Genomic DNA, 22855 nt, shown 5'->3' with positions numbered 1-22855 from the left:
ATGACGCAGAAGATCGCCGCCCGCGGCGTCTCCAAAGACTATGCAATACGGGGTGAAGACGGCAAACCCGCTGTCATCAGCGTACTGCGCGATTTCAATCTGGACATTCGTGAAGGCGAGTTCATCTCGATCCTCGGCCCATCGGGCTGCGGCAAGTCTACCTTTCTCAGTATCCTGGCCGGGCTCACCGGGCGCAGCGGCGGCAGCATCGCCATCAACGGCCAGGAACTGAAAGGCATCAATCCGAACCAAGGCGTCGTGTTCCAAGGCTATGCGCTTTTCCCCTGGTTGACGGTCCTGGGCAATATCGAGGTTGGCCTGGAGATACGCGGTTTGCCAAAGGCAGAGCGGCGCGACATCGCGCAGCAATACCTGCAGTTGGTAGGCCTGGATGGCTTTGGCAGCCGCTACCCGCATGAGATCTCCGGGGGCATGAAGCAACGCGTCGCCATTGCTCGATCGCTGGCTTATAAGCCCGATGTGCTGCTCATGGACGAGCCCTTTGCCGCGCTGGACGCGCAGACTCGTGAAATCCTGCAATACGAGTTGCTGAACATATGGGAAAAGTACAAGAAGACGATCGTGTTCATCACCCACAGCCTGGACGAGGCGATCTTTCTATCGGACCGCATTGCAGTGATGACCAAACGCCCTGGCACCATCAAGGAAATCATTGATGTGCCCTTGCCTCGCCCACGCAATCCCGAGTTACGTAATACAGAGGCCTTCGTACATTTACGCCAACGCGCCTGGGATATCCTCAAGGACGAAGTGCAGTTTCTCAATCCCGCCACCACGCCACGCCCATTGGGTGCCACTGCCAGCCCCGCCGAACGCGGCGTTCAGGCGGAAACTGCGGGAGCGGTGTCATGAGCCGCAGCAACGCGCGCAGCCGCCTGCGGGACCATACGCTGGGCCTGACAGGCATCGTCGGGTTTCTCGTGCTGTGGGAAGCCCTGCCTCGTCTGGGGTTGGTAAGCGAAGCCTATCTCAGCCCGCCATCTCAAGTGGTCGCAGCCATCGCCCAGCTATTCGCTGACGATCAATTGTTCAAGCACATATGGGCCAGCCTGCAGCGTTCGCTTTGGGGACTGCTCCTGGCTGTCGCATCAGGTGTGTTGCTGGGCCTGCTGATGGGGCGCCTGCCGCGCCTCGAACGCGTATTGGACCCTATCCTTCAGCTCTTTCGCCAGACCTCGGCATTGGCACTGTTCCCGGTGTTCATTCTGTTTTTCGGCATCGGCGAAGTCTCGAAGGTCGCCATTATTTTCTGGGCATCATTCTGGCCGGTCTTGCTCAACACTATTGGCGGCGTCAGGCAGGTGGATCCACTGCTGATCAACTCCGCTCGGTCCATGGGTGCATCCAGCACATTTGTATTTCGCAAGGTGATTCTGCCGGCAGCGGCGCCGTCGATTTTCACCGGTGTCAGGCTGGCGGGCACCTATTGCATCACAGCGCTGGTAGCCGCCGAGATGATCGGCGCAAGATCGGGGCTGGGCTTTCTCACACTGAATTCGCAGGAAGTTTTCCAGATCCCTTCGATGTACGCGGGCATTCTGCTGCTGGCTTTGCTGGGCCTGGTGCTGAACTACGTGCTTTCGCTGGTCGAGCGCTGGAGCTTGCGTTGGCGGCAGACGTTGTCGCCGCAGCATTAAAAGGACTTGCCATGGCTTTCGGCTCTCGCGAGCGGCGCGTAGGCATCGCTGTTGTGGCTGTGGCAGGCGCAGCCATATTACTGGGACTCGCCTCGCTGGCACCGTCGCCTTCAATTGCGGAAAGCCTGCTCTCCCGGGCTCGCCTATGGATGGAGGCCGCAACACCTGCGCCCGATTGGGCCACCCTGCCCCGGGGACCTGTCCTGCAGCAGGCGGCACAACGTGGCGCTCTCGTCGTTGCGGTACGAGCCTATCGCCGGCCTGCGCCACCTGGCTCCGCTACCCCTGCCGAACCCGATAACTACGACGCGGCCTTGGCACAGTACATCGGCCGTACGCTGGGAGTACCAGTCACAATCATCGGCCTGCCCACACCGGACGAATCGCCTGATGCGCCAGGCAATCCCGCCGCCGTACAAGCTGATCTCATCATCGGCGGCTCGCGCTACGGTATTCCCATCGCAGGTGACGAACCGGCGCACTCTGCCAATCAATCGGTAGCTACTGCATATGCCAGCGGGCACGCGATGCTGGTCAGCCTGCGCGCCGCTACGTTGGACCAGCCCGCCGGACACCGTGTGTGCCTGCAGCAAGGCAGCCCATACGCCCATGACCTCGTCAACGTATATCGTGCGAAACCCGTTGCCTATGCTTCCAGCGTTCACGCAGCCTATGCATTCATGAGCGGCGAATGCGAGATCCTGGCCGAGGACGATGCGGTGCTCAAGCGCCTGATGGAGCGCGACGATTGGCGCTTTTACAAGCCGCTGCCCGTTGCGGTGCAGACCGGATCCGAACCGCAGATCCTCTTGTCCCGCCCTGATGCCGCATCAGCGCATTATCTGGACAAGGTTGTTCGCCGTTGGCTGGCCAGCGGCGAACAACAAAAAGCCCGCGAACTGCGAGCCGGGGAAGTGAATTTCGAAGTCGCGACACTGCGTGACGGACTGGTTTGCCACGGTTGATGAGCCGTTCCCCTGCGCGCAGACTTCTACCGCAACCAGTAACAAATATAGCGACATGTACACGTTTAGACGTAGGCGCGGGTCCAGTGATCGGAAATAATGGATTCTTATCACTATCTAGGCTCTTACCTCTATGCGTTTACCGCCTCTGCGTCCCATTTCCACCCGATATTCGTTACTCGCTGGGCGGGCGGGCTTGCTGGCCTCTGTCGTGTTGCTGGCGGCCTGCGCCCCCACCCCGACCATCGACGAGCGCGACTCTTTTACGCAGGAAAACACCTATTCCCATAGCTTTGCAGGCACTTCCAGCCAAGCTGCCTGCGAAGCCGGACGGCGTGCGCTGCTAGGCCAGGGCTACATCATCGACAAGGCTGAACCCAATCAAGTCAGTGGGCACAAAAACTACCAGGATCAGGAAAACGACAATCAACACGGACAGATTCTGTTCAACGTCAATTGCACGGCGAGCGGCTCGGGCGAGGCCACGGTGTACGCCAACGCGCTGCGTGAGCTGTATACGATGAAGCGGTCCAGCAATTCGGCCAGCGTAGGCCTGAGCGTGCTGGGTTCGGTGTCCATGCCGCTGGGCGCCAGCGACGATTCGCTGGTGAAGACCTCCAGCGAAACCATCTCGCGTGGCGTGTTCTATGAAGGATTCTTTCAACAATTGGAACAGAATCTGACGTCAGCAAAAGCTGCAATCGATTCAGGTACGACGCCAGGACAGAATCCGAAAGCGGCTGGTGCAGCTGCGAAACAGCAGGTAGAGAAACCGGGTCTACGGGTTACCCCACCCCAAACAGCCCCAGCGCAAACGAACGCCCCCACTCCCGCACAGCCGGCAAAACCGGCGGTCTCGACGTCGCCCACATCATCGCCATCGGCTACAACACCTGCCGATACCAATACCGTCCAACCGGCTCAATCCGGTGCAACCAGCAGCCCGTCTGCGCAGCCTGCACCCACGGACTCTTCGACGGCTCCGGCGTCGGGCAATAGCAGTGACAATTGACCACACTCACATGTGATCGTTGCGCACGTCCAAGGCGTCGCGCAATCCGTCGCCAATGAAGTTGAAGCTGGTGACAGCCATCGTGATCATTAGACCCGGCACGATGGCCAGCCAAGGCGCACTCGCCAGATATTGTTGCGCGCCGTTCAGCATGTTGCCCCAACTGGGCAATGGCGGTTGGATCCCGTAGCCGAGAAAACTGACATAGGCTTCAAGCAGGATCGCACGCGCTACGGTGAGCGTCGCGGCCACAATAATCGGCCCCACGACATTGGGCAGGATCTCGCGAAACATGATGTGCGTACCGCTCAACCCCAGCATCCGCCCTGCCTGCACGAATTCCCGCTCACGCAGCGAACGCACTTCGGCTTCGACAATGCGTGCAACTTCCATCCAACTGGTGATTGCGATGATCACCGTGATCATGGTCGGGCTGGGCTTTAACAACGCGGCGAGCGCCAGCACGAGAAAGATCGAGGGAAATGCCAAGAAAGCATCGACCATCCGCATCAACGCGGCCCCTACCCGGCCGCCACGATAGCCTGCGATCACGCCCACCGCGGTGCCGATAATCGTAGACAGCACCATCGCAGAAAATCCCACCAGCAGCGAGATTCGTCCTGCCTCCAACAAACGGGCCGTCTGGTCGCGCCCCAAGGGGTCGGTGCCCAGAAAATGCAGCCCCGAAAAAGGCGGTGCGAAACGCGCGCGCAGATCGACATAGAGCGAGTCATACGGCAACAGCAAAGGCCCCACGATGCAGGCCAAGACCAACACCGTGATCATCACCATGCCCACCAACGCCAGCCGGTGACGAACGAACCTGCGCACGGCGCGGCTCTGCCACCAATGGGTACGGTCTGAGAGGACTGCGATAGTAGTCATGACAAGGTCCTGAGCGGAGGGGTTCAGCTAAGCCGGATACGCGGATCAACCGTCGCCACAATAATGTCGGCAATGAGGTTTCCGAGCAGCGTCAAAAAGGCGGATAGCATCAGCAGCCCCATGATGACCGGATAATCGCTATAACCGAGACTATCGAGAAACAAGCGCCCCATACCGGGCCAGGTAAACACCGTCTCAGTCACCAACGCGCCTCCCAGAATCGTGGGCAATTGCATCCCCGCCAATGTGATCATGGGAAGCAAGGCATTGCCCACCACATGCTTCATCAGAACGCGGCGCTCCGGCACGCCCTTGGCCCGAGCGGTTTTAATGAAATCCTGATTGATCACGTCCAGCGTGGCCGATCGCATGTAGCGGCTCCAGGTGGCGACATGCACCAGGGACAGCACGAGGCTCGGCAACACCAGGTGATGCAGGTAATTCAACCACGACTGATCTCCGATGGTGTACATATTGCCCGCGGGCACCCATCCGAGTTTCAGCGAGAAAAGGTAGATCCCGACCAAGCCAAACCAAAAGGTCGGGATAGACAATGCCACCATGGCGCCAATGGTCGCGACATAGTCAAAACCCGAATAGCGGTGCGTCGCCCCGCGGATGCCAATCCATGTGCCAATGGCAATGGAAATGGCGGTCGACGTTCCCATCAGCAGCAGCGTCGCGGGCAGATGTCGCCCAATGACTTGCAGGACCGGGGTGCCGTCGCGATAAGACCGCCCCCAGTCGCCCTGCAGCATCTGCCAGGCCCAATCGAGATACCGCAGCGGCAAAGGCTGATCCAGGCCCAACTGGCGCGTCAGGCGATCGATATCCGCCTGCGTCATACTCGCATCCAGCGCGAATTGCGACAGCGGGCCACCGGGAATCATATTCAGCACCCCAAAGCCGATGATCGACACGATCAACAGCAAAATGATGCTTTGCCACAAACGATTAAGCAGAAATCCGGCCATTCATCCCTCACGACGGATTACAAACGAGTCACCACCGGGGTCTCATCACGCCCCGCGAAACCACGCGGCCGCATGCCAGGATTCGGTACGCGTATTGCTATTGCTGGCCGTACCCTGGATGTCGGATTTCCGTCCTCGGACCACGTTTTCGGAAAAGAGCGGTAGAAAAGGCAGATCGGCACGCACTTGCGCCTGGATTTCCTGGTAGATCTCGATGCGGCGCTTCTGGTCAAAGGTGCGCGCGCCTTCTTCCAGCAATTTGTCTACGCGCGGATTACTGTATTGCGCCGTATTGGAGCCGCGCCCGCCCTTGGCGCGAATCGCACCCGTATGGAACCGGTTGAATACATCGGGATCGGAACCCACTAGATAATTGATTCCCACCACGACGGAGTCGTATTGCGACAGCGTCCAGAAATCGCCCCAGATCACAGCCGCCGGCAGATTCGAGATTTTCATCTCGATGCCGATTTCCTTCATGGTCTGCTGGACGAACTGCTGCAGTTGTTCGCGCAGGTGATTGCCCGAGGTGGTGGAGCAACTGAAGGCGAGCCGTACGCCGTTCTTGGCACGGATGCCATCCGAGCCTTTTACCCAACCCGCATCATCGAGCAGCTTGCGTGCCTTATCGAGACTGAATTCGTGTTTGGGCAGATCATGGTTGTAGTAGACCGAGCCGCGCGGCATATAAGACTCGACGGGCTCGGGCAAGCCATAGTACAGCGCGTCGATGATCGCTTGTTTGTCGATGGCGGCATAGATCGCCTGGCGAACGGCGAGCTCCTTGAATACCGGACGTTCCAGATTCAGATAGATCTGCTCAACGGTGGGCGCCGGTTGCAATTCAACGACCCGGTTCTTCAGCGTCTTGGCCTCTGCGTAGTTGTCGGGCGTGATGTATTGACGTCCCACCAGATCAATATCGCCACTCTTGAACTGCGTATACAGCACTGTCAGATCGGGAATGTATTTGAATACCAGTTGTTCGATGTAGGGCCCTTCGCCGTGGTAGTTGGCATTAGCGACCAACTCGACATGATCGCCCGCGACGCGGCGGCCCCATTTGAACGCGCCGGTGCCGATCGGGGCTTGGTTGAACGCCGCGGTGTTCTTGTCGGCCTCTTTCTCCAGCACATGCTTGGGAACGATAAACGTCTCCGTCAGGAACGACATATACGGAGCGAAAGGCTCTTTCATCTTCCAGGTCAATTCGGTCGGAGAAACGACGGTAATGTCCTGAACGAGATTGTGCCCGGCGGTGCGCCAACTGCGGAACTTCGGATCGACGATCAGCTCGAGCGTGAACTTCACATCCTCGGCCGTCATGGGCGTGCCGTCATGCCACTTCACATCGTCGCGCAGCTTCACGCGCCATTGCAGACCATCAGCAGACAGCCCACCGTTTTCCTGGGTCGGTACCTCTGTTGCGAGGTTGGGCACAATCGAACCATCCGGCATAGTGCGAAACAGCGCATCGAACACCGAAAAATGCAGACCATCATCGACTTCGATCTTCAACATCAACGGATTGAACACCGTTGGCTCTTGCGACAGGCCCACGATGACTCGCCCTGTTGGCGCGGCGGGCGGCGTCTGGGCAAAAGCAGGCTTGCCCAGCAGATTCGTTGCAAACAAACCCGTCGCACCGGCAAGCCCCATCAGTTTCAATGCGGAACGGCGGCTCATCGAGGTGGTTGTGTCAGTCATGGGAGATCCTCCGTGGGAATACGGCATGGTTAGCGCTGAAGTCTTCAGTTGACGGCTCCCGCTGGCCCGGCTCCTGGCCCGGGATGGCAGCCACCAACTCGCGGGTATAGGCAGATTGGGGATTGAGAAAGATCTGCGAGGGTGGTCCCATCTCGACGATCTTGCCTCTCTGCATCACAACAATCTCGTCGCAAATCTGACTGGCGACGCGCAAATCATGGGTGATGAAAACCATCGATACGCCCGTCTCGCGTTGCACTTGATCGAGCAACATCAGGATTTGCGCCTGAATCGACACATCGAGTGCTGAAACCGACTCATCGGCCACCAGCAGCTTGGGCTTGAACATCAACGCTCGAGCGATGCCGATACGCTGACGCTGCCCACCAGAAAACTCATGCGGATAGCGCTCGAAAGCCCCCGCATCCAGGCCTACGTGCGACAACAGCGCTTTCGCTTGTTCGCGGGCCTGCGCGACGGGCATGCCATACGCGACCGGCCCGACGGTCAGGATGTGTGCAATGGTCGAGCGCGGATTCAGCGACGCGAAGGGATCCTGAAAAATCATCTGGATCTTTGGACGCATCGCACGGAATTTGTCCTCGCTCATCGGGGCGATATCGGTGCTCTCAAAGAAGATCCGGCCGCTATCGCTGTCCATCAGCTTGATCAGCAGCCGTCCAAGCGACGTTTTCCCCGAACCGCTTTCTCCCACGACGCCAAGCGTGCGACCGGGTTTCAGTTCAAAAGAGACATCGTCGACGGCCTTGACGATGCGCTCACTGCGCAGCAGGCGGCTGCCGCTGCGATAGGTCTTGACCAGATTTTCGACTTTCAGAATCGGCGTTTCGGTCGTTCGCGACAGCACGCGGTCGGTACCGGTCAAATGCGGGACGGCTGCGATCAGACGCTGCGTATAGGGATGCTCCGGAGTCCTCAGTACCCGGTCGGCAGGCCCTTGCTCGACGATCTTTCCCTTTTCCATCACCACCACGCTATCGGCGATCTCCGCGACCACGCCGAAGTCATGGGTGATGAACATCACACTCATCCCTTTGCGACGCTGGATATCTCGGATCAGGTCCAGGATCTGCGCCTGCGTGGTCACGTCGAGTGCGGTCGTCGGCTCGTCCGCGATCAGGATGGTGGGCTCCAGTGCCAGCGCGATCGCGATCATCACCCGTTGCCGTTGTCCGCCGGACAAGCGGAACGGATACTGGTGATACATCAACGCTGGGTCCGGCAAACCAACCTCGGTCAACAGCTTGAGGGCGCGCTCCTTCCGACTATCTGCGGTGCCCACACCGTGCGCCATCAACGCTTCGGTAATTTGCTCGCCTACCGTCATCAAGGGATTCAATGCCGACAGCGGATCCTGAAAGATCATGGAAACCACACGGCCACGCAAGTCGCGTAAACGCTCGGATGCGGCACCGATGATCTCGGTATCTCCCAACCGGATCGAACCCTCAGTGACACGAATCACTCTGGGCAGCAAGCCCATGATGGCATTGGCTGTCACCGATTTACCCGAGCCCGATTCCCCGATGATGCAGAGGATCTGCCCTTTCAGTAGATCGAATGAAATGCCGTCGACGGCGTGGGCACGCTCCATGCCAGCCGGCAGACTGACGGTCAGATTGCGCACTGCAAGTGTCGACTCAGAGGCTGCTGTACTGCTTGCCGGTATCGAAGCCACAAATCCCCCTACCTGTAATGATAGTGATGGCGTGCGAGCAAAAATTTAGGATATATTGAAAATCTGGCAGATATCTTCATTATCTTGCTAGACGCTCATTTCCTGTCAATAGGGGATTTCGATGCCGGCATCCGGGAAAAACGCCGATCAGCGTGCGACCGCCCATCATGCGGATGCCGTTGAATTTCATGTCGGCACCAATCTGCGAAAACTGCGCAAGCAAAAGGGAATGTCGCTCGAGAGCCTCGCTCAGGCGTCGGGAGTTTCCATGGGAATGATCAGCCAGGTCGAACGCGGTGTCGCCAACCCTTCAATGCGGCTGCTGACCTCGCTGCGCCGAGCGCTGAACATCAGCATGCAGGAATTGTTTGGCGAAACGAGAAACGAAGCGCTCAAGACAGGAGAGCCCTCTTTTGTGCGTCGCCGTGCACAGCGGCCAGTCATCGATCTGGGCATGCTGCACAAAGAACTCCTCACGCCGCCTGACCGGCAAAACCTGCAGATCATGATCCTGCGGCTTGAGCCTGGCGGGAAATCAGGCGGCCATGCCCTGAGCTATCCGGCAGAGAAAGGCGGCCTCGTCCTGTCAGGCAAGGTGGTTCTTACCGTCGATGATGAAGCCTCTGAGTTGGAGAGCGGCGATAGCTTCGTCTTTGACAGCAACCGGCCGCACTCCCTGCGCAATACCAGCGATGCTCCGACTGAGATTCTGTGGATCATCGGAGCAGTCCAGTTCGATCGTTTCCTCTAGCCCCCTATCCTGCACAAGGAGATTCTCCATGCAACAGCCTCCCCTCGCCGACAAGAGCACTCCCTATTGGTGGGAGGCCGCGCCGGTCCGACCGCTGCCGACACAACCGTTGGCCAAACAAGCCGATGTCGTGATCGTGGGTGCGGGCTACGCCGGGTTGACGGCGGGGTTGACGCTGGCGCGTGCGGGCCGTCGCGTCGTGGTGCTGGACAAGATGAATCCCGGCGAAGGCGCATCGTCGCGTAATGGCGGTATCACCAGCGGCAACATCCGATTGAGCTATGCCGAACTGGTACGGAAATATGGCGAGGCACGCGCCATGGCTATCGAGGCCGAGGGCAAGGCTGCGCGCGAATTCATCTACGACTTTATTCGCACTGAAAATCTGAATTGCGACTTCAGTTTGACCGGCCGCTTTTACGGCGCCATAGGCAAGGCGCAATACGAGACGATGGCCCGCAGTGCCGAAAAGCTGCAGAAAACGCTGGGAATCGAGTCCTATGCCATTCCGTATGCCGAACAGCGCCAGTATGTGGGCACCGACTACTATCGAGGTGGTTCGGTCCGCATGGATATAGGCGGGCTGCATCCCGGCAAATACCATGCAGAGATTCTGCGCGTGACACTGGCGGCCGGCGTTAGCGTGCATTCCGACACGGCAGTCAAATCCATCACGAATAATGGCGCGGGCTTTCGGGTCGAGACGTCGGCGGGCACCATCATTGGACGTCAGGTGCTGATCTGCACCAATGGCTATACCGATGGCGCCGATCCGTGGCTGCGGCGGCGCCTGGTCCCCGTACGCAGCCGTATTATCGCTACCGAGGAACTGCCCTCCGAACTGATGGCGCAGTTGATGCCACGCAGAATGATGTGCGGCGAAGGCAAGGTGCTTGGCTATTACTATCGTCCCTCGCCCGACGGAAAACACATCCTGCTGGGCGGTCGCGATGCATCGCAAAGCGGAGATCCAACGGCATCAACAGTGCAGTTGCGCGACGGATTGATCAATCTTTTCCCCGAGCTCGCGGATGTGAAACTCAGCCACAGCTGGTTTGGCAACGTCGCCATGCACCGCGACATGCTGCCTCGAATCTTTGAACACAATGGACTGACCTACGCCACGGGCTTTTGTGGCTCGGGCGTCGTGTGGGCTCCATGGATAGGCAGCCGTGCGGCGCACAAGCTATTGGCGGACGATCAACGGAAATCGGCTTTCGATTTCCGGCCTATCCCTGCCATTCCCCTCTACGCCGGTAAACCCTACTTTATGCCTGCACTCATCCAGGTCTATCGGCTGCAGGATCGCCTCGCGCTGGCTCGCGCCGAGCGCTGAATACGTTCTGTCTGCGCGACTCCAGCCTGGCACGTGCTCGGCGGCTTTGATTTCACAAGGATGTCTGATGGCCTTTCTCATGCTGTCCTATCCCGAACGCGTCGACGTATTTCGGCGTGCTTTCGCCCGTGATTTACCCAGCGTCCCCTTCTACAGCGACGCGACGCAGGTCGACCCACATGCGGTGCGATATCTGATGACCTGGACCTTTCCAGGCGATCTGGCTGACCGTTACCCGAATCTCGAAGTGATTTTTTCTGTGGGTGCGGGTATCGATCAGGTCGCCCAGACGCCGATCCCGCCTGGGGCAAAACTGGTGCGCATGATAGAGAGTGGCCTGACCAGTCTGATGCGAGACTATGTCGTGATGAGCGTCCTGGCGCTGCATCGCCGCCTGCCGACTTATCTGGAGCAACAGCGGCGCCATGAATGGATAAATCTCGATTTCGCCTGGGCAGATCAACGCCGTGTGTCGGTACTAGGCCTGGGTGAGCTTGGACGCGCATCGCTCGAGGCGCTCAAACCGTTCGGATTCCAACTCGCCGGCTGGAGCCGCAGCCCAAAAACCCTCGAAGGCATCCGCGCATATCATGGTCCCGATGGATTGCAGACCATGCTGGCCGCCACCGATATCCTCATCTGCCTGCTGCCACTCACCGACGAGACCACCCACATTTTGAACAGCGAACTCTTTGCGCAATTACCTCGCGGAGCCTCGCTCGTTCAAGTGGGTCGTGGCAAACACATGGACCAGGATGCACTATTGGCTGCGCTGGATAGCGGACAATTGGAGGCCGCGTTTGTCGACGTGACCGAACCCGAGCCGCTGCCCGCTGATCATCCGCTGTGGTCTCACGCGAAGGTCGTGCTGACGCCACATATTGCCGCACACACGCGCGCCGACAGCGCGGCCGCAGCGACGATCGTTAATATGCAACGGATACTGGCGGGTGAAAATCCTCATGGGCTCGTCGATCCTTTACGGGGATATTGACGCACTGACGAGGAGAAAAGCTGGCGGCGCGGGTCAAATGATGAGCCTGCATGATGCTGAGGCTCCGCGTCGCTATGACTTCATGGCATGACAAACGAACTAAAACGCCGGTTTACGCTGCCGCCAGGGCGCTGCCCGTTCGAGTTGAGCCGAGACGCTCAGTATCATGTCTTCGCGCCCGAAGCGTCCCACTAGTTGCGTAGCAACGGGCACGCCCTCTGCCGTGGCAAACAACGGCAGGCTGGCGGCAGGTTGGCCTGACGCATTGAATGCCGCCATAAAGGTCGCATACCTCGAGACCCTTTTACGCAGATCGAGAAACTCGCCGCGTTGCGTGGACAGCTCTCCGAGTTTCACAGGCAACTCGGTCAGTGCCGGCGTCAGAATCAGGTCAAAGTCACTCATGTAGGCTTCCATCGCGCGGCCGATGGCGTGCAAACGGTTCACGCTGGCGATGTATTCTTTCGCCATCAAGCGCTTGCCCTGTTCGTAGCCTGAGAGCATGATGGGCTCCAGATCGTCGCTTTGCAACGCTTTGCCCGTCAATGCCAGGCGCGTGTCCACCGCAAGCACAATATTGCTGGCCAGGATGCATGCATGCGCCAATACAAAGGCGTCATAATCGATGGCCGGTGGCGCCGAATCGATGACGGTATGCCCCAGGCTGCGCAGTAAGTCAGCGCTGTGCTGCACCGCATGCAATGGCTCTGACGAAATCGCGATATCGTTCCAGGCCGAACGCCATACGGCGATCCGCAGCGGCTTGATGGCCGACTCTGCCACCACATCCAGATAGGCCCCTGTCTTGGGAGGCGCCGCGTACGGCGCGCCAGGCTCGTAGCCGGAGATGGCATCCATGGCGGCGGCAGTGTCCCGCACGGTCACACTAAGCACGCCGTCGGTTGCCATGCCTCCCCATCCCTCGCCACGCAAAGGACCCATCGGTACGCGACCGCGGGATGCTTTTAAACCGTAAACGCCGCAGCACGCAGCCGGAATACGGATCGAACCGCCGCCATCACTACCATGAGCCACCGGGACGATACGTGCGGCCACTGCAGCCGCCGCACCGCCACTGGAGCCACCCGCCGAGCGGCTTCGGTCCCAGGGGTTGAGGGTGGGCCCACCGTTGACCACAGCCTCGGTCGTCGCCACCATGCAGAACTCCGGTACGGTAGTACGGGCGAACGCAATCAAGCCCGCCTGCTCGAAACGATCCGTGAGCGTGCCATTGCATTCGTAGGTCGTGTCGTTGAGCAGGCGCGAACCCACACTGGATGGAAACCGCGTAGACGGCAGCCCTGAATCCTTCAACAAAAAGGGAATACCGCCGAACGCTCCCCTCTGCAGCCAGGTGTTGGCCAACTCGATGGAGGTTTCATACTGCTCGTAGCGCAGCGCATTGAGTGTCTTTCCGCGACTACGCGCCAACTCCACAGCGCAGCGCATCAATTCGCCGGAGGAAATCTCCCCCGACTGAAGTCGAGCTGCCATGTCCAAACCGTCCAATGATTCATACTCGTCATGTTGCATATGCTGTAGGTTCCTCTGAAGAGCCGGCTCGGGAGAGATCCGGCTTGGACCACTGTTTACCGGGGATGGAGTCGATCAATCGACGCGTGTATGCGTGCTGCGGACGATAGAAAATATCGATGGCCCGCCCTTGCTCGACCAGCTCGCCCTGACGCATCACCGCAATGCGGTCGCAAATCTCGGCGGCGACACGCAAATCATGGGTAATAAACAAGACTGACAGATCGAACTGTCCGCTGACGGTCTTGAGCAGCTCCAGCACTTGTGCCTGAATGGACACATCCAGCGCCGATACCGCCTCGTCGGCCACGAGCAGCCGAGGGCGTAACGCCAATGCGCGGGCAATACCCACTCGTTGTCGCTGCCCGCCTGAAAACTGGTGTGGATAGCGATCGCCGGCATCCCCCCCCAGGCCTACGAGTTCAAGTAGTTCACGCGCGTTGGCCAACGCTTTGCGCCGTGACTCGCCAAATGCGATAGGACCTTGCGCCACGGCATCGACGATGCGATGGCGCGGATTCAATGAGGCATACGGATCCTGAAAAACCATCTGGATCTGGCGCCGATGCTCGCGCCATTGGCGGGCAGATAGGCCCACGAGTTCTCTCCCGTCGATCTTCACGCTGCCGCTGTCAGGAGTAATCAAGCCAGTGAGCGTGCGGCCCAGGGTGGACTTGCCCGATCCGGACTCACCGACCAGCCCCACTGTCTCGCCTTGCTGAATCGTCAGAGAGATATCGTCCAGCGCCAGTACCTGCCGTCCCTTGTCCGAACGAAAGGTCTTGCGCAATTGATCGATCACCATCAGCGGCGGCGCCACGGCTGCCTCCGCTTTGCCCAGAGGTTTATGCGGAACAGCAGCAATCAACTGGCGGGTATAGGCGGCTTGCGGCCGGTTCAGGATGTCGTCGGATGCGCCCTGCTCTACCACCTGGCCCTGCCGCATCACCACGATTCGATCAGCGATCTCCGCAACGACGCCAAAATCATGGGTGATAAAAATCACGCCTATGCCCATCCGCGCCTGGATGTCTTTGATCATGGCCAGAATCTGGGCCTGCGTGGTGACATCCAGCGCCGTGGTGGGCTCATCGGCGATGAGAATATCCGGCTCCATCGCCAGTGCCATCGCGATCACCGCACGCTGGCGCTGGCCGCCTGACAACTGGAATGGATAGGCATTCATCAACTTCTCAGGCTCGGGCAGCATGACGTCGCGAAACAGTTGCAATATCCTGGTGCGGCGCGCCTCGACAGATAGATCGGTATGGCGTTCGAGTACTTCGTCTACCTGACGGCCGATACGCATGATGGGGTTCAGTGCCGTCATAGGCTCCTGAAACACCATGCCAAATGACTTGCCTCGCAAGCCGTACCAGTCTTTCGGCGTCAATCCAACCAGTTCGCGGCCGCGATAAAGAATGCTGCCCGAATCGACCTGCAATTCGCCATCGGGCAACAGCCCCATCATGGCGTGCGCGGTCACGGATTTTCCTGAACCTGATTCACCGACCACGCACAGGATTTCGTTTCGGTTAACGGTATAGGACACGCCCTTCACGACGTGCGTCGAGGGTCCATTCTGCACGACAGAAATAGACAGATCGCGGATTTCCAGTAACGCTGTCATGAGCCGGCCCTTTTACGCGCCAGTTTGGGATTGAGCGCGTCGTTGAGCGCCTCACCCACCAAATTGAAAGCCAGCACCGTCATCAGGATGGCGACCCCTGGAAATACACTCATCCACCACGCATCGCGCAATACGCTGCGCGATGCCCCGATGATGTACCCCCATGTCATGGTGTTGGGATCACCCAGTCCCAGAAAACTCAGCGCCGACTCCAGCAAGATTGCGCTGGCGACCATCAACGAGCCGGACACGATGACGGGCGACAAGCTGTTGGGCAGTATCTGGGTCAGGATGATGCGCGTGTTGGACTGACCACTCAGGACTGCTGCCTCGACAAATTCGCGGTGTTTCATACTCATGAATTCGGCACGGACTAGCCGCGCCAGCGGTGGCCAGGATACGAGCGCAATCGCAAAGATCACCGTGCCGATGCTGGGGGTCAAAATAGCCACCAGCACGACAGCCAGGAAAAACCCTGGAATCGTCTGGAACAGCTCAATGAATCCGACGATGACTTGATCGACTTTGCCACCGTAGAAACCAGCGATAGCCCCGACTGTGATGCCGACCAGGACCGACACCGCTGTGGAGATCAACGCCAGCACCAATGTGACCCGGGCGCCATAGGCAATGCCGCTGGCGATGTCACGGCCCAGGGTATCGGTACCCAATAGAGCATCCTCGGACAAGGGAGGCATATACGGCGCGTTGACCATGTCCCATGGGCTGTCGGGAAATATCCAGCTGGCGCAAACGGCTAGCAGGCTGACCAGTGCCAGGACAGCCAAGCCCATCAGGCCGCCCTTGTTGCGGCAAAATGCGCGAAAGAAGCTCTTCATTTCAGCTCTATCCTGGGATCGACGATCGTGTAGAGAATGTCGGTCAGCAGATTGACAGCTACGACGACAATGGATGCAACGAAGAACACACCGAGCAACACGCTGTAGTCGCGTTGCACCAGGGCATCGAACGCCAATCGCCCTATGCCCGGCCAGGCGAACACGGTTTCAACAAGCAAAGACCCGCCTATCAGGTGCCCCGCCTGGATGCCCGCATAAGTGATGATGGGCAGCAAGGCATTGCGCAAGACGTGGCGCGTAATCACCGTGCGTTCCGCGAGCCCCTTGGCACGCGCCGTCTTCACAAAATCGAGCTGGCGAATCTCCAGCATGGACGCGCGGGTCAAGCGTGCATACACCGCCATGTAAAACATACCCAGCGTGATCGTCGGCAGGATCAAGTGGCGCGCAATGTCTGCGACACGTGCTAGCCCCGTCAGATTGGCACCCACGCTCTCGTAGCCAAAGGAAGGCAGCCACTGCAGTTGTACCGAAAACACCAGCACCAGCATCAACCCCACCCAAAATATCGGTGTAGCGTAGGCCAGCATGGCAAACGTCGTGATGATGGTATCGCCCCACTTGCCCACGCGTAATGCGGCCTGGATGCCCAGCCCGACTCCGGCAAGAAGCGCGAATGCAAACGACGTCAGCGCCAGCACCAGGGTTGCGGGTAAATGCGCCAGGATCAGTGTTGATACGGGGGTTTGCTGCCGATGGGAATAGCCCAGGTCAAACGTAGCCACGTCTTTGAGATAAGACCCGAGCTGTACCACCAAGGGCTTGTCCAGTCCAAAATCCTGGCGCAGCTTTTCGATGTATTCCGCGTCGGCTGCCCCGGACTGCCCTGCCAGAATCTCGGCAGGATCTCCCGGTGCGGCCCGAACGAGAAAGAAATTGAATATGGCGATCATGAAGAGCACCAAGAGACTCTTGACCACGCGCCTGCCCAGGAATGCGGCGATCTTGCTCATTCTTTCGACAACCAGGCATCGCTGTAGGTGTCGACTACGCCCAGGCCTGTAGTGATGGCGTCATGCACGCGCTTGTTCAAGACTGTGCCGTAATTGGTGTCCACCAGCCATACCAGCGGTACGTCCTCGACCAGAATTTTTTGCACCTCGGAGTAATACTGCTGCCGCTGCGCATCGTCGCCGGCTTTTGCGGCGAGGTTGAACAACTCGTCGACCTTCGGGTTGTTGTACTGGGACGTGTTGCTGAACATCACGCCCTTGCGTATGTTGGTACCCACATAGGTGCGCGCCACGCCGATGGCGGGATCGGCATACTGAAAGACGCCGTTGCCCGCCATGTCGTAGTCCCAGTTGCCGACACGCGACACCCATCCGCCTACGTCAGTGCTCTCGAGGTTCAACGCGATACCGACCTTGGACAAATTCTGTTTGATGTATTCGGCCACCCGCCGCGGCATCTCGCCATAAGGCAGCGGAATCATGCTGACGGTGACCCGCACGCCATCGCCGTTCGGTTTCAAGCCCATTTCATCGAGCAGAGCAATGGCCTTCTTGGGATCGTAGTCGTACTTCTTGACATTCGAATCATAGAAGCGCGTGTTGTGGTGGATCGGACCCGTGGCGGGTATCCCCTGGCCAACCATGATCTTTTCCGCGATGAACTTACGGTTGATCGCATACATCAATGCCTGGCGAAAACGCTTGTCGTTGAACGGTGCTTTCGCGTTGTTCAACTCGATCCATTGCATGGTTGACCAGTATTCGTAGCCCTTGTTGGTATGGGTCATGTTGGGCAGCTTCGCCACACGCGGCACATCCATCGGCTCCAGGTCTTGCAGCCAGGCTTGCATCACCGTGCCCTGCTCGATGGCCAATCGGCGCGAGGCGGCGTCGGGAATCACACGATAAGTAATACCGTCCAGGTACGGGCGACCGGCTTTCCAGTAATGCTCGTTCTTGACCAGCTCCACATACGAACCACGTTCCCATTTCTTGAACTTGAAGGGACCTGTGCCGATCGGATGCGCGTTATTCGGGTTTTGGCCGATGGGCGTGTCCACGTCGTATAGATGCTTGGGCAAAATGGCACCGCCACCGATATCAAGTCCATACAGGAACGCGGCGTAGGGTTCCTTTAACTTGAATACCACCGTGTTCGCATCGGGCGCCGTGATCGATTCGACGTTTTGCATCAGGCCACGGGTACGTGGTGTCTGGGACAACACTTTTTCATACGAAAACACGACGTCTGCCGAAGAAAACGGCTGGCCATCATGCCAGGTCACACCTTGCTGCAAATGGAAGGTATACGTCAGCTTGTCGTCGGAAATTTCCCAGGATTTAGCGAGGCTGGGCAATGGCTTCAGATCAAACGAATAGGTCAACAGGCTCTCGAAAATCTTGCCACCGACCATCTGCGTCCCAGCAACCTGCTGGAGTGCCAGGATGAGGCTGGGCGGCTCCGGATGCAAAATTGCCGTGAGTACGCCACCGGACTGCGGCGTTTCGGCGGCGTGCGCGGGCAGTTGTACCAGCATAGCGGCAGCGGCTAACGCAAACCCGCATTTGACAATGGCCCGACGGACCTGACTGACCAGTTTCATCCTGTTCTCCATGAAACACGTGGATTAACGGAAAGCATCAACTGCGCTTGGGTTCGACCCCGCACCACTCGTTTAGAAAGAGCGCAAACGTCTTGGCAACGCGCAGCATGCTCTGCACGCTGACGCTTTCATTGAACCCGTGATAGTTGCGCGAGACCGGTCCATAGCAAGTGACCGGCACATCCGCCATGAAATGGAAATGCCGGCCGTCAGTCGTGCCGGTCGATGCTACCGATTCAGGCAACTCCCCCGCTACCTGCCGGTGCAAATCTGCCAACAGGCGCAATGCTGGCACGGCCAGGTCATATTCGCACCCAGGCGCATGAAAACCTTCGTAGCGAATGATGAACTGGGTGTCGGGCTGTGCCACCTCTTGTTCGACTTGGCGTACGCACGCCTCGATACGCGCCTTCGCCGTTTCGACATGCATGTCTGGATAGCACGACAAGCGCAAGCCCAGCGTGCAGACACTGGGCACCGACGAGTTCCAATCGCCGGCATGGATCTGGCCGAGATTAAAGTTGATCGGGTGCGCGTGATCTCGATATGCAGGATGACGATTCTCGGGCAGATTCCATTCATGCTCGATTTTCTTGACCGCATCCACGACGCGCATGCCCAGATCCACTGGATTGATTCCCGTCGTCATCAGAGACGCGTGAGCCGGCTTGCCGATGATATCTACATACATCCAGAACACGCCCACCTGAGCCGACATCAGGGCTTCCTGCGTGGGCTCAGGAATCAACACCGCGTCGAACGAGCTGAGTTTGGCGACGCCCACCGCGCTTTTCAGCGCAGATATCGTGGCCAGCGTGCCATTGCCGGTGTTTTCTTCTTCGAGCACGCCGTTAAAGCCGACGAGCGCGGCGGGTTGCATGCCTAGATCCTGGAGTGCTTTGAATGCAGCCAGCGAACACACGATGCCCGCCTTCATGTCTCCCGCGCCTCGGCCATAGAGCCAGCCGTCATGCAGGCTGCCTTTAAACGGCGACTCTGCCCAGAGATGCTCCGGTCCCGTGGGAACGACATCCAAGTGGCCGTTGAAAAGCACGGACCGCCCAATATTGTTCGCCGGTTCATGGCATGCCAGCACATTGAAACGCCCGCCATCTGGGCAGCAAGCCGGCGAATAGAGGGGCAATCCCTCGATGTCTTCGGTACGCAGCGCGATGCGCTCGCTTTGCAGTCCGAGCGCTGCCAATTCGATCTCGAGGAACTCGGCAGCGGGGATCTCCTGGCCTGGCAGGCTGCGACATTGCACGAAACGCGACAAGGTGTCGGTCATGTAGTGCTCCAACCGGTCGACTGCTGCTTCGATGTCCTGTGCGGACAACTTTTGCGCCTGGACTTCGTTCATTTCACCTCCATGATTTTGTCGGTAAAATACAAGTATCAAATATTGATACTTACGTGCCTATTAATGACATCTTAGGATCGTATATAAAACCGGGCAAGATCTTTGGAATGAGAGATTTCCCTAACATCGGCAGTGGTACGACAATCGCTACCGTGTCAGCAGGAGGCAAATAATGAGCAGTGTGGATACTCGATTCAATCAGTCCGTGGCCAAGGCATTCGACATCCTTGAAGCGTTCAGCGTAAAACCCGGCATATTGAGCTTGAACGAGCTGGTGGAGATTTCAAATCTGGATCGCAACTCGACGTTGCGTATGCTGCATACATTGGTGGCATTGGGCTATCTCGAACGTGGCCCCAACCAACGCGGCTACACATTGGGCAAGAAAATCCTGCACCGGACGTTCGACTATCTGCGCGGCAACCCGTTGATCGAGCGTGCCAATCCGGTGTTGATCGAACTGCAGCAAGAGTCCGGCGAAGGGGTGGACCTGAGCCTGCCCAATGATCTGAACATTGTGTACGCACTGCGTCGGCAAACTCGGCGCCGCTACTATTTCGCGACCTTGGTCGGACGCACTATGCCGATGTACCGAGCATGCGCGGGCCGCGCCATCATGGCGCACTTGCCCGACGAGCAGGTCGATGACATCTTGACGCGTTCCGACCTTGTGGCCGCCACGCCGCATACCCTCACCGAGCCGCGCGCCATTTGGAAAAAAATCTCACAGGCCCGTCAAGACGGTTTTGCCATGACCGTACAAGAATCGTTGCTGGGTGAACTCGCCGTGTCGTCGGCTGTGCTGGACCTCGCGGGTCATCCCATCGCGGCGATTCACATTTACGGCCTGCTGTCGCAATGGAAGCCAGAGGATTTCGCCCAACGCTATGGGCCTTTGGTCATCAATGCGGCACAGGCGCTGAGTAAGCAATGAGACCGGCGATAAGCGCCGAATCTACCGACTGGAAGTCATTCGGCGCAACACCCCATCGCGCAGCACATAGTGATGGAACAGCGCCGAGAGTGCGTGCCCGACCGTCAACACAATAATGGTCCAGGCCACGTAGTAGTGCAGGCCACCAATGAACTGGCGCTGTTCATGATCGATCGCAATCAATGTGGGGATGGAGAACAGCCCAAAGAACGTAAAAGACTCGCCCTGGGCCCAGCGAAACAAAAACCCCAACACAATCTGCGCAGCCAGCAACAAATAGAACACGCCATGCACAGTCGCCGCGGCGCTTTGCATCAGGCCGCTCGAGGCAGGCGGCAAGCGCCGGCCCAGCGACACTCGCCACAGCATGCGCAGCACGAACACGACTGCAAACAGCAAACCAAAAGAAATATGGAGCCATTGCAACAGGCGCCGCACCGGCGTGCCTTTGGGCAGAAATTCCCAGATTTCTGCCAAGGCAAAAAGCCCCACCACCAAAAATACCGTCGCCCAATGAAAGAAGATCGTCAAACGATCATAGTGACAGGTTTTCGGGTCGTTCAAGGTAGTTGCTGAAGTCGCCACGTCGCACGCTCGCTGGTAGTGAATGGAGAAAATCCGAAGCCCCTAGCGTAAATAGGGACAGCTTACAAACCCCTGACTTCTGAACGCAGTAACTACTCGTTGATCCAGTTCTGGGTATCCCTCACGAACCATGGGAGATTTAGTCTTTCACCCTCACCCGACTGAATTGTCAGCCGGGGTTTCGGCGCAACATGTACGGTATCGCCGTCCTTTGCGGTATAGGTGTATTCCGGCGGCGATTCACCTCGTACCTCGGGAGGCTCGAACGCGGTATTGGCGCATGAGGCTAGCAACGCACTCATTATCGCCAGCGGGACTCGCGATGAGGCTAAACGATGGATAGGCATGATGCTGGCGGCTCCAAGTAGCTATGCCGCCAAGCATAGCAAATCTGTCAGCTCTTATTCAGGCCACCGATCGATTGAATTACAGTCCGCCATTTTTGAGTCTCAGAATCGACCAGTTGCGTCAATGCGTCAGGCGTTGAACCGACGGGTGTGGCGCTCAGGTCCTTGAGCTGGGCCTGCACATCCGGCTGTGCGACCACCTCATGCAAAGCACCGCTCAGGGCGTCGACCATAGGACGCGGCATACCGGCGGGGCCGAATACCGCGTTCCATGTCCATGTCTCGTAGCCGGGCACCCCGGATTCCGCCATCGTGGGCAAATCAGGAAAAGACGCTACCCTCTCGCTCGTGGTCACCGCGAGCGCGCGTACCGAACCTGCGCGTATATGCGAGGCTGCGCCGCTCAATACGTCGAACAGAATCGGAATATGGCCTGCGATGAGATCGGTCATTGCCGGGCCGCCGCCCTTGTACGGCACGTGGGCCATCTGCAATCCCATCATCGATTTGAACAGCTCGCCAGACAGATGCGGCGGTGTTCCCACGCCCGACGAGCCATAGCTGAACTGATTCGGATGCGCCTTTATCAAGGCGATCAACTCTCGTACGTTGTTGGCTTTGACCGACTTGTTTACTAGCAGCACGTTGGGCACTGTGACGACCAGCGACACGGGCGTGAAATCGGTCTGAGCACGGTATGGCAACTGCTGCCCCATAGACAGCGGATTGATCACATGCGTAGCGATGGTGCCCATCAATAAGGTATGGCCGTCAGGCGTAGCACGGGCCACTTTCGCCGCACCGATTGCGCCGCCACCTCCGGATAAATTCTCCACCACCACGGTGCGTTGGATACGATCCCCGAGTCGTTGCGTCACGAGACGGGAAACCACATCGGTGGCTCCTCCTGCGGCAAAAGGGACCACCAGGTTAATAGGCCCCTTTGGTAGTGCTGTGTCAGAGGACCTCGCCAGAACTGGCGATGCAACCAGCCCGAACATCGCCGTAACCCCAGCCTGCAACAGTTGGCGGCGTGATGGGTTCTGCATGGTGCTGTCTCCTTTTTTT

The 22855-nt window shown here is 58.4% G+C and carries 21 protein-coding genes; 8 read left to right on the top strand and 13 right to left on the bottom strand.

All coding sequences use genetic code 11. The features are described from left to right. The 4 genes from ACNA0J_RS20365 (at position 1) to ACNA0J_RS20350 (ending at position 3635) form a co-directional block, all read left to right on the top strand. Positions 1 to 873, top strand: a complete 873-nt coding sequence (locus ACNA0J_RS20365) for an ABC transporter ATP-binding protein (RefSeq protein WP_415820691.1) — start codon at positions 1 to 3, stop codon at positions 871 to 873. After that, the gene (locus tag ACNA0J_RS20360; RefSeq protein ID WP_415820690.1) at positions 870 to 1658 is read left to right on the top strand and encodes an ABC transporter permease; all 789 of its coding nucleotides are present in this window, start codon (positions 870 to 872) and stop codon (positions 1656 to 1658) included. Before ACNA0J_RS20365 ends, ACNA0J_RS20360 begins: the two co-directional genes overlap by 4 nt. Positions 1659 to 1669: 11 nt before the next feature. Continuing rightward, positions 1670 to 2623: a substrate-binding periplasmic protein gene (locus ACNA0J_RS20355; protein WP_415820688.1), complete on the top strand. Its 954-nt coding sequence runs from the start codon at positions 1670 to 1672 to the stop codon at positions 2621 to 2623. A gap of 133 nt (positions 2624 to 2756) precedes the next feature. Further along, positions 2757 to 3635: a DUF2242 domain-containing protein gene (locus ACNA0J_RS20350; protein WP_415820686.1), complete on the top strand. Its 879-nt coding sequence runs from the start codon at positions 2757 to 2759 to the stop codon at positions 3633 to 3635. Positions 3636 to 3641: 6 nt separating this feature from the next. Here ACNA0J_RS20350 and ACNA0J_RS20345 read toward each other — a convergent pair whose 3' ends face one another. The 4 genes from ACNA0J_RS20345 to ACNA0J_RS20330 are packed head-to-tail and all read right to left on the bottom strand — an operon-like array spanning position 3642 to position 8849. After that, positions 3642 to 4520: an ABC transporter permease gene (locus ACNA0J_RS20345; RefSeq protein WP_415820685.1), complete on the bottom strand. Its 879-nt coding sequence runs from the start codon at positions 4518 to 4520 to the stop codon at positions 3642 to 3644. Positions 4521 to 4543: 23 nt separating this feature from the next. Further along, complete coding sequence (locus ACNA0J_RS20340) at positions 4544 to 5494, bottom strand: ABC transporter permease (RefSeq protein ID WP_415820684.1); 951 nt, start codon at positions 5492 to 5494, stop codon at positions 4544 to 4546. Positions 5495 to 5539: 45 nt separating this feature from the next. Next, on the bottom strand, positions 5540 to 7201 hold the full coding sequence (locus ACNA0J_RS20335) for a peptide ABC transporter substrate-binding protein (protein ID WP_415820683.1): 1662 nt from the start codon (positions 7199 to 7201) through the stop codon (positions 5540 to 5542). Then, complete coding sequence (locus ACNA0J_RS20330; protein WP_415820682.1) at positions 7194 to 8849, bottom strand: ABC transporter ATP-binding protein; 1656 nt, start codon at positions 8847 to 8849, stop codon at positions 7194 to 7196. Before ACNA0J_RS20330 ends, ACNA0J_RS20335 begins: the two co-directional genes overlap by 8 nt. Before the next feature lie 172 nt (positions 8850 to 9021). Between ACNA0J_RS20330 and ACNA0J_RS20325 the strand changes: the two genes are divergently transcribed. From ACNA0J_RS20325 to ACNA0J_RS20315, 3 genes are all read left to right on the top strand, one after another. Beyond that, entirely contained in the window at positions 9022 to 9651 is a 630-nt protein-coding gene (locus ACNA0J_RS20325) for a cupin domain-containing protein (RefSeq protein WP_415820681.1), read from the top strand. Positions 9652 to 9679: 28 nt separating this feature from the next. Then, on the top strand, positions 9680 to 10987 hold the full coding sequence (locus ACNA0J_RS20320; RefSeq protein WP_415820680.1) for an NAD(P)/FAD-dependent oxidoreductase: 1308 nt from the start codon (positions 9680 to 9682) through the stop codon (positions 10985 to 10987). 67 nt (positions 10988 to 11054) lie between these two features. Beyond that, complete coding sequence (locus ACNA0J_RS20315; protein ID WP_415820679.1) at positions 11055 to 11981, top strand: 2-hydroxyacid dehydrogenase; 927 nt, start codon at positions 11055 to 11057, stop codon at positions 11979 to 11981. Positions 11982 to 12080: 99 nt separating this feature from the next. On the opposite strand, the gene ACNA0J_RS20310 is transcribed toward ACNA0J_RS20315, so the two are convergent. From ACNA0J_RS20310 to ACNA0J_RS20285, 6 genes are read right to left on the bottom strand one after another with little or no spacing between them, the layout of a single operon-like run. After that, positions 12081 to 13475 carry an amidase gene (locus ACNA0J_RS20310; protein ID WP_415820678.1) on the bottom strand — a complete coding sequence of 465 codons (1395 nt, stop codon included), beginning with the start codon at positions 13473 to 13475 and terminating at the stop codon, positions 12081 to 12083. Positions 13476 to 13503: 28 nt separating this feature from the next. Continuing rightward, the gene (locus tag ACNA0J_RS20305; protein WP_415820677.1) at positions 13504 to 15144 is read right to left on the bottom strand and encodes an ABC transporter ATP-binding protein; all 1641 of its coding nucleotides are present in this window, start codon (positions 15142 to 15144) and stop codon (positions 13504 to 13506) included. Further along, positions 15141 to 15983, bottom strand: coding sequence for an ABC transporter permease (locus ACNA0J_RS20300; RefSeq protein WP_415820676.1), 843 nt, complete (start codon positions 15981 to 15983; stop codon positions 15141 to 15143). Before ACNA0J_RS20300 ends, ACNA0J_RS20305 begins: the two co-directional genes overlap by 4 nt. Continuing rightward, a complete protein-coding gene (locus ACNA0J_RS20295) occupies positions 15980 to 16957 on the bottom strand; it encodes an ABC transporter permease (RefSeq protein WP_415820675.1) in 978 nt (325 codons plus the stop codon). The genes ACNA0J_RS20300 and ACNA0J_RS20295 overlap by 4 nt, the downstream gene beginning before the upstream one ends. After that, complete coding sequence (locus ACNA0J_RS20290; RefSeq protein WP_415820674.1) at positions 16954 to 18561, bottom strand: ABC transporter substrate-binding protein; 1608 nt, start codon at positions 18559 to 18561, stop codon at positions 16954 to 16956. Before ACNA0J_RS20290 ends, ACNA0J_RS20295 begins: the two co-directional genes overlap by 4 nt. A 37-nt stretch (positions 18562 to 18598) precedes the next feature. Next, a complete protein-coding gene (locus ACNA0J_RS20285) occupies positions 18599 to 19921 on the bottom strand; it encodes an ArgE/DapE family deacylase (RefSeq protein WP_415820673.1) in 1323 nt (440 codons plus the stop codon). Positions 19922 to 20093: 172 nt separating this feature from the next. On the opposite strand from ACNA0J_RS20285, the gene ACNA0J_RS20280 reads away from it, so the two are divergent. Next, positions 20094 to 20855: an IclR family transcriptional regulator gene (locus ACNA0J_RS20280; protein WP_415820672.1), complete on the top strand. Its 762-nt coding sequence runs from the start codon at positions 20094 to 20096 to the stop codon at positions 20853 to 20855. A gap of 21 nt (positions 20856 to 20876) precedes the next feature. Here ACNA0J_RS20280 and ACNA0J_RS20275 read toward each other — a convergent pair whose 3' ends face one another. The 3 genes from ACNA0J_RS20275 to ACNA0J_RS20265 form a co-directional block, all read right to left on the bottom strand. Next, positions 20877 to 21419 carry a cytochrome b gene (locus ACNA0J_RS20275; protein ID WP_415820671.1) on the bottom strand — a complete coding sequence of 181 codons (543 nt, stop codon included), beginning with the start codon at positions 21417 to 21419 and terminating at the stop codon, positions 20877 to 20879. A gap of 113 nt (positions 21420 to 21532) precedes the next feature. Further along, positions 21533 to 21787: a hypothetical protein gene (locus ACNA0J_RS20270; protein ID WP_415820670.1), complete on the bottom strand. Its 255-nt coding sequence runs from the start codon at positions 21785 to 21787 to the stop codon at positions 21533 to 21535. 47 nt (positions 21788 to 21834) lie between these two features. Further along, positions 21835 to 22836 (bottom strand): Bug family tripartite tricarboxylate transporter substrate binding protein, encoded by a 1002-nt coding sequence (locus ACNA0J_RS20265; protein WP_415820669.1) that lies wholly within the window; start codon positions 22834 to 22836, stop codon positions 21835 to 21837. Positions 22837 to 22855 lie beyond the last annotated feature (19 nt).

This window comes from Bordetella tumbae, from assembly GCF_965139195.1.
GTDB classification, from domain to species: domain Bacteria; phylum Pseudomonadota; class Gammaproteobacteria; order Burkholderiales; family Burkholderiaceae_B; genus Bordetella_A; species Bordetella_A tumbae.
This window is presented reverse-complemented; position numbering and strand designations above follow the sequence as displayed.